The following is a 16,946-nucleotide window of genomic DNA, read 5'->3' as shown; positions in this document are numbered from 1 at the left end:
CATGGATAAAAATAAGATTGACCTATTATCTGAAGAAGTGTTGACACAATTAGAGATGAAAGAAAACCATTTGTTAAATTGGGGGTTTCTCGGTGGTAGTTTAGATGCGATAGAGAAACTGGAGGACGTACTTTACAATCCTCCAACCGCACGGATAGAAGAACTTTGGGAGGAACTACATGACACTGTTAGTATAGAAATGATCGTGGAAAACTTACATGATCGTCGTCTTTTATTTAAGACAGGTGAAGGATATCGCACTCGTTTCGCAGAGACAGTGCGACTTCTTCATTTACTGAAACAACGGTTTTCCTTTAAAGATTGGTTATCTGGCCGAAATCTCGTTAGTAATATTAAAGGATTATTATCGTATCGAAAATACCCAAAACGTGATCAATCATGGGATGTTGTCATGGCAAACGTGAATAGTGAGACAAATGCAAGTGATTTTGTCATACATACCTTGCAAATCTTATTAGGGAACGGAGAACTAAAATTGTCCAAGTTCCAAATCCGTTCCTTGCTGCATTTGTTAAATTTAACAGTATATAAAGATAGCGGAACAATTATCGGGGCAGGAACCGGTTCAGGTAAAACTAAAGCCTTTTATTTACCTGCCTTTGTTAAAATAGTCACCTCTCTTAAAAATGATCCAAGTAGTTGGTCACGGATTCTGGGCATTTATCCTAGAAATGAATTACTGAAAGACCAATATAAAGAAGCACTCAGTGAAATTCTGAAGTTGAATCAGTTTTTGAAATCTAATCGAATTCGTCCAATTACGATTGGAAGTTATTTTGGAGACACACCGGATAAAGTCGAGGATGTCGAATCACACAATTACCGCGCATGGGAAAAAAATGACGATGGATATATTTGTCCGTTTTTCACTTGTCCAAATTGTGGATCTGCAATGGTCTGGCATGAAGCAGATTATCAACGGGAGAAACTGGACAAAAACGGCAACTATGAACGTGTGATTTGTGCGAATGAGGCACCTGATCATGATTGTGGATTAGTAGTGGAATCTGAAAATGTTGTGTTAACTAGAAAAAGGATGAAAAAAAACCCACCAGATATTTTGTTTACAACCACAGAAATGTTAAACAGAAAGATTTCCAGTGCACCGGAACAACATATTTTTGGTATCGACAGTAAATACCCACCGCTTTACGTATTATTTGATGAGGTACATATTTATGAAGGAGTTACAGGTGGCCATATTGGTTATGTGATTCGAAGATGGAGAAATTTAGTGAATTATTTCTCAAACAAGAATCGCGGAATACAATTTGTTGGCCTGTCCGCAACACTCCCGAACCCGGAAACTTTCTTTTCCCAGTTAGTTGGTATATCGGCAAAACACAGCTATTATATCACACCAAAAGATGAAGAGTTGGAAAGTGAAGGAGTCGAGTACAATCTTGTTGTGCGTGGTGACCCATTCTCTGCGACTGCGCTTTTGTCTACATCGGTTCAAACGGCAATGTTGTTCGGTCGAATGCTTGACCCGATCGGAATGGACGTTTCTAAAGGTGCAATTGGTTCCAAAACATTTGGTTTTACCGATAAATTAGATGTCATTAATCGCTGGTATCATATCGAACGGGATGCGGAAGGGAAACAAGTATTAAGTAGTTTCCGAGACAAAAAACTGCTAGAAAAGGAAGCACCTCATTTAGGTCGTACAACGGTTGAGCAACGCAGAATTGGCCAACTGTGGGATGCAGCAAAATTAATTGATAATAAGAGTTTAAGAAATCCATTAAAACTTGATATTACCTCGTCCCAACAAAAGGGTGTTGATCCACTAGCCCGACTTGTTATTGCGACAAGTACATTAGAAGTTGGATTCAATGATCCTGAAGTCGGTGCTGTAATCCAACATAAAGCACCACGGAACTTGGCATCGTTTATGCAAAGAAAAGGACGAGCTGGTAGAACAAGGGGAATGCGCCCTTGGACAGTAATTGTTGCTTCTGCGTATGGTCGTGATCGCTTTGTGTATGATTATCCAGAACAAATCTATAGTCCAACATTACCAGAACTTTCATTACCAATTAAAAATGCGTATATCCAACGGATTCAAGCAGCATTTATTGTGATGGACTATTTAGCAATTAAATTAAAAGAAAGCAATCGCAATGTACAAATTTGGAACTTGATGTCGCGACCTAAGCAAAAGGATTACTATTATTCAGACAGAAGACTACTAGTACATTTTATTGAAGATATTATTAATGGTACAGATAGTCGTTTTATTCCATTTGTTCGTGATTCATTAAATATTTCTGGTGCGGAACTCGATCGGGTGTTGTGGACTCCACCACGTTCGATCATGATGCATGTATTACCATCTATCCATGCTCATTTGCAGACAAACTGGGGCGCAACATTAACTGAATTTCCAACAGATTCAATTATTTATGATTACCCGATGCATGGATATGTTCCTAGAAATTTATTTACATCTTTAGAAGTGCATGAGTTACAAATTATTCACCCAAGTGGAAAAAAGAACTACCAAGGACTTCAATCTGGCATCAGAGAATTTGCTCCAGGTAATGTAACGAAACGGTATGTAAATGTTAATAACACATGGGAAGCACATTGGATAAATCCTGGTGAAGGGGACCAGTTTGATTTAGCAGATGGCCCAATTAAAGGTGTACAACTACACACTACAGAAACAGATCAAGGGAACGTTTCAATTTTTCAGCCGGTAAACTATGAGCTGGAACAAATCCCAAGTGATGTCACTGACCGGTCGAGTGGGTTCTTACAATGGGAACTTGATTTGCAAACAATTAATCAATCAGACGAACAAGCAAAAGGACTAGGTCTGCCATTATTACCTCATTCGTCCTTACATGATTTTTTTTCTAATGTGAATTTATTTACAGTCAATGAGAATGAGTATGTACGAGTCACAAGATATTCTCCGGTTGTTAACTTAGAAAGAAAGATGAGAAATGGAGACACAATGAGAAAAGACGTGTCGTTTCTTTATCATCAGGAACCGGCAGCAATTGGATTTCAGGTAGATGTCGATGCGATTTCGTTTCAATTGAAAGATATAACTTTTGACGATTTAACATCCCTACCAAATTGGGATCAGTTGAAAATCGAACTTCGACCATATTTCTATTTTCATCAATTACAAGAGGATGACCAACTCTCATCTCACTTAACATATTTTGAGATTGAATGGCTATGGCAAGTATGTATGTCATCTGTTGTGGCGATTTCAATTAGTCAACAAGTTTCATTGGAACAGGCTGCCAATCAGTATAGAAAAAGTGCTGTTGAAGTATCGAAACGTACATTACATGCTATTTTTAATACAACAACTGTTTCGACTGAAGTAGCAGATCAAGAAAATGAAGAATCTAAGTTAGTGCAACGGTTACTGGATCACATACAGAATGAACAGATAATGGAAATCTTAATGGATCAAGTTTCGGTCTTGTATGATGATTTAACAACTTATAACAATTTTATCCCTTGGGTTAAAGAACGAACGATTGCAACACTTGCCGCATCTATCCAGGAAGCCTTTAGTAAATTAGTTCCGGATGTCAACACCGAAGATATTCACCTCGACATTATTGGCAGTCAAATATGGTTTTCTGAACAGGAGTCAGGTGGCTTGGGGATTATTGCAGCCATTGCTTCTGAATTACAAAACTCTCCCTCGCGGTTTGAATCATTCATTCATCATTCAATTCAACATTGCTCGAGGGATGACATTTCCAGAGGGTTAACCGAAGTAACGAGTCTATTAAGTGAAGATGATATGCAAGATATCTTTTTCGATATTAGAAAGATTGTAACCATTGATGACCAGAAGGAACAATTGGATGTGTTACAACGAAAATTAGTGCAATACGGGATTACACCTAAGAAGGAATTGATAGTAAGTATGACCTCGAAGTTGCTTTACGAAGGATCGAGTGAAAAAACAGACGACTTGGTAGCAACACTGCACAATTTATGGAAGCAGGAAGAGGTACGCCTTGGATGTAAGATAGATTCACGTGTATTCACAGTCGCTTGTCTTAGACTAGAAAACATTCGTGAACAGTTAACGGAGATTCTAATGGACTTAAATGGTGGGATGGATATTGATGAAAAACAATTGTTTATCTTTGTTGAATCTTTGCTATGGAGCGACTGCAAAGATTCTTGTCCAGAGTGTTTAACTATGTATAGCCCATATCAATCGTTTGCCAAGCCATCACGAATATTACTACAAAGTTATTTACAACCCAATTACCGGGCGGTTGATGCAACGAATGAGGACTGGAAAGAGCAAGTGATAGCATCCTTACAACAAGGAATTCATGTTCGGGTGATATGTCCTTTTGAAAAAATGAATGAATGTCAAAAAGAATTAATCTATTTTATTCAAAATCCAATTGATTATCATTTTGAAATGTACCACCCATATATACATCAAGTAACAAACAAAGGTACAGAATGGTATATCGATTTAAGTGTGAGGGAAATAAGCCATGAATAATCGTGTTATCAGGTCCCATGGAGGATCACAATCATTAAAAGATTGTCTCATCTCATTATTTGTAGCAGAAACGATGATCCCGAGTAGGGAAATTTATTTGATTTCTCCTTACTTAAGTGATTCTCCGATTATGAACAATGATTTTGGCGAATATACGGACATCTTCCCATTACTAGAGGGAAAAGTCGTACATCTCTCTGACATTTTTAAAACGTTAGTGTGGAAAGGTGCAAAAGTGAGAATTATCTGTGATCCGGATCGTGAAGAAACGAAACGATTCCTTCAAACGATGGATGGGGTTGTAGAATGCAAAAGGTTAGTAAATAACCATGAAAAAGGTTTAGTGACATCCAATTTTTATATTCATGGTTCGATGAACTTTACTTACAGTGGAATTAACATAAATGGTGAGAAAATTAATATAACATCTGATACGTCACAAGTGAATCAGGCGATGATGTCCACCCAAGCGCGCTGGGAGGAGGCTGAACGTATTGAATATTAAGATGGAAAATGATGTATTGGCTCAATTTTTAACTGGATTATTGAAAGTTAATCAATCCAATCCCTATGACATTCAAATTGAAGATAATGTCTGGACAGCAGATTATCTCATCATCTTAAAGTTAGTGGAACGAGCAAATCAAGGAAAACCAACATTGTTGCCATTTTATAGAGGAAAAAAAGTCAATTGGCTCATCCTAGCAAACAATGAACAAAAGCTTTTACGAACGATTGGTGAGATTAATCATTTGTTATTACCCTATTTTTCGAAACAGTCTACCGACTCGAAGCAATATTTTGACCCCGAGTCAGCACTAGGAAAATACGGCAGTCAGTTGTATCCAGATGGTTATTATATGTTGGAAAGCAGTGCCACACAACAGGAAACCATCTTCGAAAGACTAGGTATGTGGTTGCACCTTGATGAACAGCGACCACTGATCGCATACGAGGAACTAGAAGTGAATGCATTTCGGTTAAGAAGTAAATTTAAGCAAGCCATTTCCTTGAAAAAATGGGATGAAGCATATCAAATATTAATCGAACTGCAAAAGGGTCACTTTTTGACAGATGAAAACATCAAGTTCTTATCCATCCAACTGTACAGTAGTCAAAGCAAATGGGGGAAAATTTGGGATTCTAACGATTTTGAACTTTTAGCAGGGTTGTCGAAAATTCCCAGACGGGTTCATTCTGCCTTATTACATGCCTTCTATCAACGTGTACTGGTAGATACAGATATTATTAAGGATTTTGAACAAACCTATACTGTTTTTAAGCAAACGAGACAACGACTTGGTGGATTGTTACGTTCCCAGTTAGGACTTGATGAAGAATATCTGTTACGCGTTTTCGCATATGAAGCAGCATTTACGAATCAGTTGGAAAAGTTGGAACGTTACCAACAAAAGGCGGAAGATGAGTTAACCAAGAAGTTAATTGACTTTTTAATCAAGAAAGTAAACGGATCTGAACAACCACAACAACCAGAAGAAGATAAACCGCTAATAGAAAAAGCGATGGAAAACTATCAAGTTGAGCAATATGAAGATGCGTATATAACGTTACTAGACTGTGAAACAACCCCTGAAAAAGTGGCATTACTAGCTGGCATCGCAACGATGTTGGAATTAGATGATATCTCAGCCTATGCTTATGCACAATTTGAACAGTTAAAGAAACAGGATCAGGAATTGCTTTGTAACCAGCATGCAACAAAAGGCAATATGATGTATGTTTTACTGTGGAAAAAAGGTACTTCGGCAAGTTCCGCAGAGCAAGAACAGGTACAAAGATTATCTTGGGGCCAATGGTTTAAGTTTTTACTGAGCGAGGATGCAGATGTGGATGTGCTTGAACAACAACTCCATCAATTGGATGAACAATCTGATTCGTTTTTATTCACCTTAAAAACATTAGAGGATTTGTCAAATTGTATTATGGAATTAGCGGTGGAACAATTTTCCCATCATCAGAAGCTTTTACTGAACACTGCAATTCCAATGTTTGTCAGCCATTTAATGTTAGATAAACAATTTCCGAACTACAAGGCTATTACGGTCTATGAATATACGATTGAATTGTTGTTAATCCATGCGAAAAAAAATTCCGACAATACTTCTTTTATTCTTAACTTAATGGAAGCAGTTTTAACATTAGATCTCGAGTATGCGGATAAATTCTGGAATAATACAAAAGAATGGTTCAATATTTCACCAGTGGAACGTTTATCCCAGAAGTTATTAGAAACAATTGAACTGTTTAAAGACTTTGGTATTTCCAATCATGAGCTACTTCCATTGTGGAGTAACTGGGCAACAGGCTTAATGGAGCGTTTTGTTGATGAGAAAACGACAGTTATTCAATCATGGGTGAAAATCGGCAAGGAAATTGGTGGAGATACCTATTTGATTAAATCAATTGAAGATAGCATCATGAATACAGAATATGTCGATCCTATTTCAACACTAGACAATGAAACAATTACGATATACTCCTTAAGGGAGAAAGCAGCAGTTCGGGCAGTTGATCGTATTAAAAAGCGCAATAAAAATATTAAAGTACGTATTTGTACAGATAGTAAACTCACTAATGAAGCGAAATCTTACGCGCGTAATTCGGATTTGGTGATCATTGTCACGACTTGTCTGTCCCATGCGTTGTTTTATGGCATTTCACCATTTATTAAAGATAACCCTATTTATCCGAGAAGTGCAGGGGAAACAGCGATTGTGGAAGCACTTGAATCGTATTTGGAAAATAGATATGATATGTATGGAGTTTCCTAGGGAAATCTCCAATTATCCAAGTGTGGTATTTACTTATTTCCAATTAAGGTTTTCATCTTATTTTGTGTCGAAATTTGTGTTAACATAAAAATTAATCAAGTTATTAGAGGTTCTAGCACCCCTCTTTAAAAAAATAAGGAGAAGCAGTACTTCATCTTGGGGTACTGTTTTTTCATTTGAAGGGAGTCTTATTAAATGTTAAAGGATGAAAAAGCAGTTGTCGTTTTTAGTGGAGGTCAAGATAGTACAACATGTTTATTTTGGGCTCTAGAAACTTTCAAAGAAGTAGAGGTTGTTACTTTTAATTATAATCAAAGGCACAAGGAAGAAATTGAGTGTGCAAAAAATATCGCGAAAGAGTTAAATGTTAAACACCATTTATTAGATATGCAACTTTTAAATCAACTCGCTCCTAATGCATTAACAAGAGATGATATTGAAATAAAAGAAGGAGAAGGTAAAGATTTACCCTCTACTTTCGTTCCGGGACGAAATTTGATCTTCTTATCGTTTGCTGCTGTTTTAGCAAGTCAAGTTGATGCTAAGCACGTAATAACTGGTGTGTGTGAAACGGACTTTAGTGGATACCCTGATTGTAGAGATTCTTTCATTAAATCTCTAAACGTATCCATAAACCTGTCAATGGATAAACAGTTTGTAATTCATACCCCATTAATGTGGTTAGATAAAGCAGATACATGGAAGCTTGCTGATGAATTAAAGGCACTAGATTACGTTCGTGAAAAAACCTTAACTTGTTATGAAGGTGTAATAGGTGATGGATGTGGTGAGTGCCCAGCGTGTAAGTTAAGAAAGAAGGGGCTAGAAAGATATCTTAGCTCAATAGAAGGAGCTGAGGGATAATGGGAAATGACTTTTTTGGTTTTAAAATAGTAGAAAATCTTCAAAAAATAGACCAAGATATAAAAAAGAAAGAGCTTCAATATCATACCAAACGCGTGCTTGTTAGTAAGGAATTCACCTTTGATGCAGCTCATCATCTTCATTGTTACGAAGGGAAGTGTAAAAATCTACACGGGCATACCTATAAAGTTGTGTTTGGTATTAGTGGGTTTGTTGATGAAATCGGTCTTGTAATAGATTTTGGTGATATCAAACAAATTTGGAAAGAGGACATTGAAATTTATCTTGATCATCGTTATCTTAATGAAACATTACCAAAAATGAATACAACAGCAGAAAACATGGTAGTTTGGATTTATGAAAAAATGAGTGAGTCCTTGAATAATAGCTCTGAAATATATAATGATGCTAGAGTAGAATTTGTTCGTTTATATGAAACACCTACTAGTTTTGCAGAGGTGAAAAGGGAGTGGATGGAATCTTGAGCAAGGTACCAGTAATGGAAATTTTCGGTCCTACTATACAAGGGGAAGGTATGGTTATTGGCCAGAAAACCATGTTTGTTAGAACGGCAGGTTGTGATTATTCTTGTGCATGGTGTGATTCTGCTTTTACTTGGGACGGTTCAGGAAAATCTTTGATTAACCAAATGGATGCAGAAGAGATCTGGCAAGAGCTTAAATCACTCGGTGGCGAAGGGTTTTCATTTGTGACAATATCTGGAGGTAACCCTGCATTATTAAAAAACCTTCGTTACTTAATCGATTTATTAAAAGCAAACAATATAAAAGTTGCTTTAGAAACACAAGGAAGTATATGGCAAGATTGGTTCTTGGATATTGATGAACTAACGATTTCCCCTAAGCCACCTAGCTCTGGTATGAACACAAATTTTGATGCTCTCGATATGATTATCAAAAATTTAAATGGACCCACCACGGGTCAAAATGCCAGTTTGAAAGTAGTTGTCTTTGATGATCAAGACTACAACTATGCGAAAAAAATTCATCATCGTTATCCAGAACTTCCATTCTTTCTACAAGTAGGTAATAACGATAGTCAAACCACTGATAATTCACAGTTAGTAAACCATTTACTTCAAAAATATGAATGGTTAATAGACAAGGCCATGGCAGACAATGAATTTAAAGATGTGAAAGTACTCCCACAACTCCATACTTATGTTTGGGGAAACAAGCGTGGTGTTTAGCAAGACTTAAATAAATGAGTTACACAATCAAATTGTTTTACAAATTCATCATAAAAGTTTATCATATAATAGAACGTATGTTCCTTTTTTGGTCTAACGTTATTTATTACCTACAGTTTGAGGTGACTATATGAGGTTATTATTTTATTTATTATCAATTGTTACTGCAAACGTAGTAACGGCTGCCTTTGCTCCATTTGATCTTGGAATATTTATTGTGCCAATGGGGACATTCTTAATTGGTGCTACATTTATTTTTCGGGATTTGGTGCAGAATAAGTACGGGAGAAAGAAAACCTATTTCTTTATTGCAACGGCACTAGTTTTATCTGCTATAGTATCATTTCTTTTGGGAGATACAATGTTAATTGTTATAGCATCAGCACTATCATTTGCTATTGCTGAAACTACTGATACCGAAATTTATACACGTCTAAAATTACCTATGAGCTGGAGAGTATTTTATAGTGGTTTAGTCGGTGGATTACTAGATTCAGTTGTGTTTGTAATAATTGGATTAAGTCCGCTAGGTGCTGAATTTTTACCATGGGAGGCTGTTCCCGCAGCTATTTTAGGGCAAGTTATTGTTAAAACAGTCATTCAATCGATAGGCGCACTGCTATTAAATCCAATTAATTATCTATTAAAAGCTAATGCTAGTACTAATTAATATCGTATCTAGAGTAACTTTTTTATTCTCTATTAGGAAATAATTTCATATAGTTTAGTATAATTTTCAATGAAATACTCAAGTTGATTAGCACGCTATTTGTTATAAATCATATAACAGTTTAGCGTGCTTTTTTGAAAGTGCGCGCCCCCACTACGTTAACATTTTAGTGAAGCAGGGAGACGGTCACAATAAGGGAATGGACAACTAGATGCCTATTAAGAAAAGACAAATTTCCAACTAGCAAGATTGATGTGAGTATTCACTAAAATATTTAGCGTGGGGGATTCCTTTGTAGGAAATATATTACATGTGACTCTCCGTACGTGGTGCTCTTTTCCATACCATTAGAAGATTTATGTATGAAAAAAGATTATGATTTAGAAGTAAGAAAAGCTATCGGAAAACAAATTAAGCATTTACGTGAAGAAAGAGGAATATCACAGGAAGAATTTGCATTTTTAGTTGGTATTGATCGGACATATGTTAGTTTCATCGAGCGAGGGGAAAGATCCCCGAGACTACCTATACTTTATAGAATGGCAAATGTCCTTGAAGTCCATCCAGGGGCGCTATTAGTAGAAATCGATGAAACACTGGAATAATCTATAAAAATATAGGGAGGGAACATACATATTTTATAAAGAGTATTTGTACCTTGAGGTTAAGCGTTTTCCGTTATTTATTGAGATTTATCAAGCTGATCAATGTATTGCTATGACCAAATTATATAACCGACATTATAAAGTGGAGGCTGCAAGTAAAAATGAAGCGATAAAGGAAATTCTGTCATCAATTAAAGATTGTGATTTAAACGGATAATAGAGTAGAGACCTATGCTGAAAGAAGGGATGCCAGACTTCTTTCAGCATAGGTCTTTTTGTGAACATTGTTATCTAGTTGGCAAAACATTGAGAGGTATGTTTATATAAGAATATTTTATAGCATTCATTTACTTTATTGTACAAATGATGGGAAGTTACAATCTCGATTCAAACTTTCGTATTTCTCCATTATCTATTGTCTTCGCTCAATTAGAAATGCATAAAAGTAATTGGCAGTTATAAAAAATGATTAAGGAAAGCAGTTCATCCTCATATTGTCTTTTAGTTACGTAATTCATTAATTTCTCCATTTGCAAATGCAACTCCTGTAATTTGTTTCTAGTAACCACCGTGTATTTTCCGGTACCTGAGCTTCTAATAGCTAAGTTAACCGCCTGTTTCCATGAGGGAAATGGATGTGTCTGATACAGACTGCTCTAAAAATGTTAACTTGGGTCGAGGCACTTTTTATAGGATACTAATTCATGAAGTAAAGTAATTGAAAAAAATAAGTTTGAAAATTAATTCTTATATGACAAAGATGTAGATTAAAATATAAAAATTGACAATGAAAATAGTCATTCGTTACTATATAGAGAGATGTTTTGGCAATTTTGTGATATCAAAGGAGATAGATTACCATAGGGGAGAGAGAGTAAATGGGCACTTTATACCATTATAATGGGTTGCGACCTGAAGATGATTTAGTAAAGGAAACCCTGAAGCTAGATAATAGCGATTATGTGTACATCACTGCCACAGGGAATATGGCAAAAGAGAGAGAAGACCTAATTCCTGATGGCCAAAAATTTAATTTTAATCATAAGGGTGAAGAGAAAAAGGCACTTTTCGATAATGTGTTAAAAGGGTGGATCCAGGAAGCATACCCAGGTAAATTGGCGGGGGCATTAGAGGAAAGAACCTTCCTATTAAGAGCAATCGGGGAAGTTGCTTCCAATGAGAAAGAAAGGCAATTAATGAGGAAGGACTACTCGTCAATTTTAAAAGCTCTAAAGGAACTTGAAGAAAAAAAAATCCGCCTTACATATGGAATCCCTCACCAATTACAAGATGAACTTCTCGATCCTTTATTAGGAAGTCTTTTACCAAGTATTCAAAAGCAGTTTTATCATGAGTTGAAATCCGAAGGCAAATTTATGTACGAGCAACTTGCTTTGTATTTTATTAATAATACGTTTATTCATAAGTTTGGAAAGGAAATTAAAGTGGTTATGGAAGGATTTACTTTTTTGAAACCACTACAACAAGAGTTAATAGATGTATGCCTGAAAAACAACATTAATATATCATTGATTGTCCCTTTTAACGATAATCAAAAAGGATTTGATATCATAAAAAGGACATATAGCTGTATTCCAGGGTTGGATGTTAAGTGGATTAGTAGTGATGATAATAATCCGATATCTACATATAAAGACCTTCGATATTTACAAAAAGAAATTTTCAAAAAAGTAAGCACTCCTTATGCGCATAAAACGGAAAATATATTTATAAAACAATACATGAACCGGGATTATGAATTGTTTGACATCCTCAAACAGATCGAAGAATTAATAAAGGAAGGATACTCCCCTACAGATATTGCTATCGTTTTTAGGAGGAGAAATGAATTTATTTATAGGCTAAGTGATCTGTTAGAACTTCATCCTATTCAATATAAAGGTGAAAACATCTCTTTACCAGTTTCACCTAGGATGCTATTGCTTACTCCTGTAGGTCGGTTTATTCTCACTTTGTATGACATCTGGGAAGATAATGAATTAAAAATTGATGCAGATCAGTTAGAAACTTTATTAGGCTCAGGATGGTTAGGAGCAAAAAAGCAAAGTCTCACACCGAAATTCCGGGCTGTCAAATACCAAGTTTTTTCAAATTGTTCAACTAAGGGTGAGTGGATAGGAGAAATAAACTCCTTATATAAGTTTTGTCGCACGAATACCCTCTCTGATAGAATTTCTATAAAAACTCTAGATAACAGGGTTCTAGATGCTTGGAAAGAAGTGATAGAATTATTAGAAAAAATTTGCTCAAAACTGTTTGACGCTGGAAGTGGATCAATTGGTGAGCATATTGAAAGATTAAGAGACCAACTATTCGAGGTTATTCCCAAAGATCTGAGACGAACAGAGAGAGCAATTTTAGATAAGATTATGGAAGTGTTTGAAGAATTAGAAGAAGAATATTCAATTGATTTGGATACAGAGGAATTCAGCGAAATTCTTCATGCTCTAGTTTCTAATAAAGATGAAAATGATGAAGGTGATGAAGATGGTGAAGACTCGGAAGGGGAATCAGAATTAAAAGTATATAGTCCAGAAACTATAGACAATATTCATAAGCCAGTGGTGATTTTTGCTTCAGTAGATAATCAACATGTTCCATCACAGTATATGGAAGGATGGCCTTTTTATAAAGATGAGCGTAATGAGCATTTAGAAAAAGAAAGGTATATGTTTTTAACTGCTATAAGGGCTGCGCAGGATCGTTTAATTTTCTCCTACTCTTTACAAGATTCAGATCGTTCTTATCAACCAAGTGCTTATGTGAGATTAGTAGCGGAAAATTTAAATGTCCATATAACAAAATTTGAAACTAAAGATATCGTAGACATGGAGAGTGCTCCTCATATACCAACTTTCCCAGAACCAAATTCAGCAGATAGAAGAACATATGAGTTAAGCGAACTAGCACACTATGGACTATGTCCTGCAAGGTATCGGCTTGAATTATTGCATCCAGAAGCTAGATCCTATCGTATGGAATGGCAACTTCAATATGTTGCCCAATCAGAATGGGTTAATCAAGTTCTGCAAAAGATGTTAAATGAAAGAGAGAGTATCCCATATGTAAAAAAAGAAGATAATAAGGAAGAAAAAAAAGAAGAATTAAAAAAGTACTTTCTCGAATCAATTAATTCAGTAGAAGAGAACGTTAGAAAAATGTTTTCTGCTTTATCCCCAACAACCTGGCATGGAATCAAAAATCAAGTTAATAGTGGTTTAATTAATTACCACTATTCTAAAAGGTGGATGTGGTTGAATGATGTGCTTGGTGAATCTCAAGAAACCATTGAAGTCTATGACGAAAAGGAAGACGAAGTTATTGATATCAAGTTTACTATCCCTTATTTTTGGAAAACTTACAAATTTGATGTCCCTATTTTGGACCATGAATTAAATAAAGAATGGTTGCTTCCTGCAGATTCAAACTCTTCTACAGATCTAACTACAGTAAATGGTGTGCAACACTTCTCTTCATTAAAGGAAGCAGTAAGTTGGTGGCGAAATACCATTGTAGGATTCTTTTATGAGAACAAAGGAAGTGAGAGTAGATCCTATAATAAAAAAGCGCAAAGTATATACCGAAATTCACCAGATTTAATTCTTGAGTGGATATCCGCGATCCAAAGCAATAAATTCTCTAAAAACCCGGGAGATCATTGTAAAAAATGTCCAGTGCGTCTTGAGTGTTTGGGAATTGCAACAGAAAGTGAGGAAACTTAAATGATTTCACGTGGTGGGATACCATTATCTCATGAACAAGCAGATATAGTGGACCATGTCATACAAAATAGTTATGCGAAACCTACAGTTGCTTCAGCAGGAGCAGGATCAGGAAAGACTAGAACCATGGTAGCGGCCGTCCTTCATTTAATTAAAGAAAAAGAAGATGTTAACGTTGATGACTTTGCTCTTATAACGTTTACGAATAAGGCAGCTGATGAAATGAGGGAGAGGCTGGAAGAAGCTTTAGATAAACACATACAAAAAACAACGGATCAGCAAGAAGCAGAAATGTGGTTTGAACAAACAGAACGTTTAGCTAATTGCTTTATAGGCACTATTCATCGATTTTGTACAATGATACTTAAACAACACGGCTACGATGAAGGGGTTCCTCATGAAACAGAAATGATGCTATCCAAAGTACAATTTAACGATGCATTAAATGAAGCTATGGACTGGGCGGTGGACAATCCAGATACTAATATTCTATTTAATTATGAGAATATCCCTTGGGAACCTTATGAATGGGAAAAGTTTTTTGCAAGTGCATATGAACATGTTCGTAACAATGGGCGTAGTATTAATCATGTAGTACATAAAACATTAGAGCAGCCTGAAGATAAAAATTCTGATAATTTATGTTATAGAATAGCTGTTGCGAATGTTTTGCAAAAGGTAGATGAGATTTATACAAAGATTAAAGAAGAACAAGGGTCTCAAGATTCCAATGATTTATTAAGGAAATGTGCAGACTTACTGGGAAAGCATAAAAGTCAAATAGGAAAAATTATGAAGAGAAAATACAAATATTTATTTGTTGATGAATTTCAAGACACAGACCGGACCCAATTACAAATTGTAAAAACTCTAATCCCATACTTAGCACATGTTTTAGTAGTTGGAGATCGAAAACAATCAATTTATGGTTTTAGAGGAGCACAGCCTTCGGTGCTTCTAGAGTTAGCTAATGATTTTGGTATGGAACCCTTACCTTTATTGGCATCTAGAAGACCTACAAAAAACCTATTTCGCGTACAAGATACCCTATTTTCAAATATGAGTAATAGGTACACATTTTTAAAGGAAAAATTAAAAGAACCTGAGGATGCCTATGAACCAAATGATGATATTATTCCAATGGAATATATTCACATAGAAGAAACAGCAAATGATGAAACATTAATTCTTAAAACGATTGAAAAAGTTCATTCTTACTTAGATAAACAGATCGACCAACCAAATGAATCAGTAAGGCCAGTTCAGTATTCAGACATTTGTATTCTGTTTAGAACTAATCGTCAAATGGAAGATTATAAGGTCTTTTTTCAACGAGCAGGGTTACCTGTAAAAATTGATACTGGTGGAAATTTTTTTCAAAAATCCGAAATCATACATTGTTATTATATGCTAAACGCTATCCTGAATTATCCAAATGATACTACTTTAGATTTAGTTATGGGTACACCTTTTTTCCCTGTGAGACCTCCAGTAACTGTTCACCAGACAGTAGAGGCAAGTAATCAATTATCCACTTGGCTAAAGAATACATCTAGTGTAGAGAGATGGTATAACGGAATGATGGAAATACGTGAGAGTATTAAGTCCGATCTTGTGCCACAGTTACTAACTAGGTTGTACGAATTCACAGGAGTAAGAGAATACTATGCAAAAAAAGAAAATTATCAAGCTATAGCAAATTTAGAAAAATTGGTGTCATGGTCACGAGATATGTTTGAAAATGCTGAAGCCCTAACTATGCAAAGTTTCTTTGAAAGATTGCAAATGGCTATACTTACAGAAGAAAAAATGGATGAAGCCGATGTTGGGGCAGAAGAACCAAATGAAATTGTTTTTTCTACCGTTCATTCAAGTAAAGGCTTGGAGTACCCAATTATCATTATGTCTCACTTACAGCGACCATTAAAAGATGATTTTAAAGTTCCTAAATTCTTTGACATATTTGACCCTCAAGAAGAGAAAAGTGACTGGGGAATTGATCTAGATATTGAAGGGTTTGGACAATCTGACCGTTTTAATGAATGGATGGAAGAGTTTGAAGGAGAATTCTATGCTGAGGAGGCTAGAGTATTCTATGTTGCAGTTACTCGTGCTCAGCATGCCATGTGTTTTGTAACTCGTGGAAAAAAACAACCATCCCAGTTACATTCTAAATTCTGGTCTTGGAAAGATGAAATATTAACTGAAATAGATTCATTAAGCCAATTAGGAGATTCTTATGTAAAGGTCCAGATGTAAGCATAACTTTATAGATTATTGAGAAAGAAAATAAAGAATTTACTATTCTTATTTCGTCTTACATCCTCAGTTTTGGTCTTGATGCCTCGATTGTTCTCTATCCAAGACTCTTTACTGGCGTTTGTGAGGACGCCTAGTGTGGCTTCAGGGATTTTGTGGAATTTTTACCCATTTACGTTTCTTCTCCCATCCCTTTAAGGGGGGCAGGCACTGAAATATGATACCTACGAGGTGAGGAGATTTCCGCTTGAGCCCGGGTATGGGAAGGGAAATTTAAAGGA

The 16,946-nt window shown here is 35.8% G+C and carries 10 protein-coding genes; all 10 read left to right on the top strand.

Annotated elements, in window-relative coordinates:
• The first annotated feature begins 1 nt into the window (after position 1).
• The 10 genes from dpdJ to J0K78_RS03265 all read left to right on the top strand — a co-directional run bounded on the left by dpdJ (position 2) and on the right by J0K78_RS03265 (position 16,665).
• A complete protein-coding gene (gene dpdJ / locus J0K78_RS03310) occupies positions 2-4,522 on the top strand; it encodes a protein DpdJ (RefSeq protein ID WP_206945371.1) in 4,521 nt (1,506 codons plus the stop codon).
• Positions 4,515-5,027, top strand: a complete 513-nt coding sequence (gene dpdK / locus J0K78_RS03305; protein WP_206945370.1) for a phospholipase D-like domain-containing protein DpdK — start codon at positions 4,515-4,517, stop codon at positions 5,025-5,027. The genes dpdJ and dpdK overlap by 8 nt, the downstream gene beginning before the upstream one ends.
• Positions 5,017-7,314, top strand: coding sequence for a protein DpdD (gene dpdD, locus J0K78_RS03300; protein WP_206945369.1), 2,298 nt, complete (start codon positions 5,017-5,019; stop codon positions 7,312-7,314). Before dpdK ends, dpdD begins: the two co-directional genes overlap by 11 nt.
• Positions 7,315-7,509: 195 nt before the next feature.
• Entirely contained in the window at positions 7,510-8,178 is a 669-nt protein-coding gene (gene queC, locus J0K78_RS03295) for a 7-cyano-7-deazaguanine synthase QueC (protein ID WP_206945368.1), read from the top strand.
• Positions 8,178-8,663, top strand: coding sequence for a 6-carboxytetrahydropterin synthase QueD (queD, locus tag J0K78_RS03290; protein WP_206945367.1), 486 nt, complete (start codon positions 8,178-8,180; stop codon positions 8,661-8,663). The genes queC and queD overlap by 1 nt, the downstream gene beginning before the upstream one ends.
• Positions 8,660-9,388: a 7-carboxy-7-deazaguanine synthase QueE gene (gene queE / locus J0K78_RS03285; protein ID WP_206945898.1), complete on the top strand. Its 729-nt coding sequence runs from the start codon at positions 8,660-8,662 to the stop codon at positions 9,386-9,388. The genes queD and queE overlap by 4 nt, the downstream gene beginning before the upstream one ends.
• A gap of 130 nt (positions 9,389-9,518) precedes the next feature.
• Positions 9,519-10,058 carry a VUT family protein gene (locus J0K78_RS03280; protein ID WP_206945366.1) on the top strand — a complete coding sequence of 180 codons (540 nt, stop codon included), beginning with the start codon at positions 9,519-9,521 and terminating at the stop codon, positions 10,056-10,058.
• Positions 10,059-10,420: 362 nt separating this feature from the next.
• Entirely contained in the window at positions 10,421-10,663 is a 243-nt protein-coding gene (locus tag J0K78_RS03275) for a helix-turn-helix domain-containing protein (protein WP_206945365.1), read from the top strand.
• Between the two features lie 878 nt (positions 10,664-11,541).
• Entirely contained in the window at positions 11,542-14,406 is a 2,865-nt protein-coding gene (locus tag J0K78_RS03270; protein WP_206945364.1) for a PD-(D/E)XK nuclease family protein, read from the top strand.
• Complete coding sequence (locus tag J0K78_RS03265; protein WP_206945363.1) at positions 14,407-16,665, top strand: UvrD-helicase domain-containing protein; 2,259 nt, start codon at positions 14,407-14,409, stop codon at positions 16,663-16,665.
• The last annotated feature ends 281 nt before the right edge of the window (positions 16,666-16,946 follow it).

The sequence above is a fragment of the Halobacillus sp. GSS1 genome (genome assembly GCF_017307035.1).
In the GTDB taxonomy this organism is placed as follows: Bacteria; Bacillota; Bacilli; order Bacillales; family Halobacillaceae; genus Halobacillus; species Halobacillus litoralis.
The sequence above is the reverse complement of the archived record's forward strand: the minus strand, read 5'-3'. Positions and strand labels throughout refer to the sequence as shown.

What these genes read in the sequence shown, in the direction of transcription:
- J0K78_RS03270 (WP_206945364.1), top strand. Translation starts at nt 11,542, where the DNA reads ATGGGCACTTTATACCATTATAATGGGTTGCGACCTGAAGATGATTTA.
- J0K78_RS03275 (WP_206945365.1), top strand. Translation starts at nt 10,421, where the DNA reads ATGAAAAAAGATTATGATTTAGAAGTAAGAAAAGCTATCGGAAAACAA.
- J0K78_RS03265 (WP_206945363.1), top strand. Translation starts at nt 14,407, where the DNA reads ATGATTTCACGTGGTGGGATACCATTATCTCATGAACAAGCAGATATA.
- queC (WP_206945368.1), top strand. Translation starts at nt 7,510, where the DNA reads ATGTTAAAGGATGAAAAAGCAGTTGTCGTTTTTAGTGGAGGTCAAGAT.
- dpdK (WP_206945370.1), top strand. Translation starts at nt 4,515, where the DNA reads ATGAATAATCGTGTTATCAGGTCCCATGGAGGATCACAATCATTAAAA.
- J0K78_RS03280 (WP_206945366.1), top strand. Translation starts at nt 9,519, where the DNA reads ATGAGGTTATTATTTTATTTATTATCAATTGTTACTGCAAACGTAGTA.
- queD (WP_206945367.1), top strand. Translation starts at nt 8,178, where the DNA reads ATGGGAAATGACTTTTTTGGTTTTAAAATAGTAGAAAATCTTCAAAAA.
- dpdJ (WP_206945371.1), top strand. Translation starts at nt 2, where the DNA reads ATGGATAAAAATAAGATTGACCTATTATCTGAAGAAGTGTTGACACAA.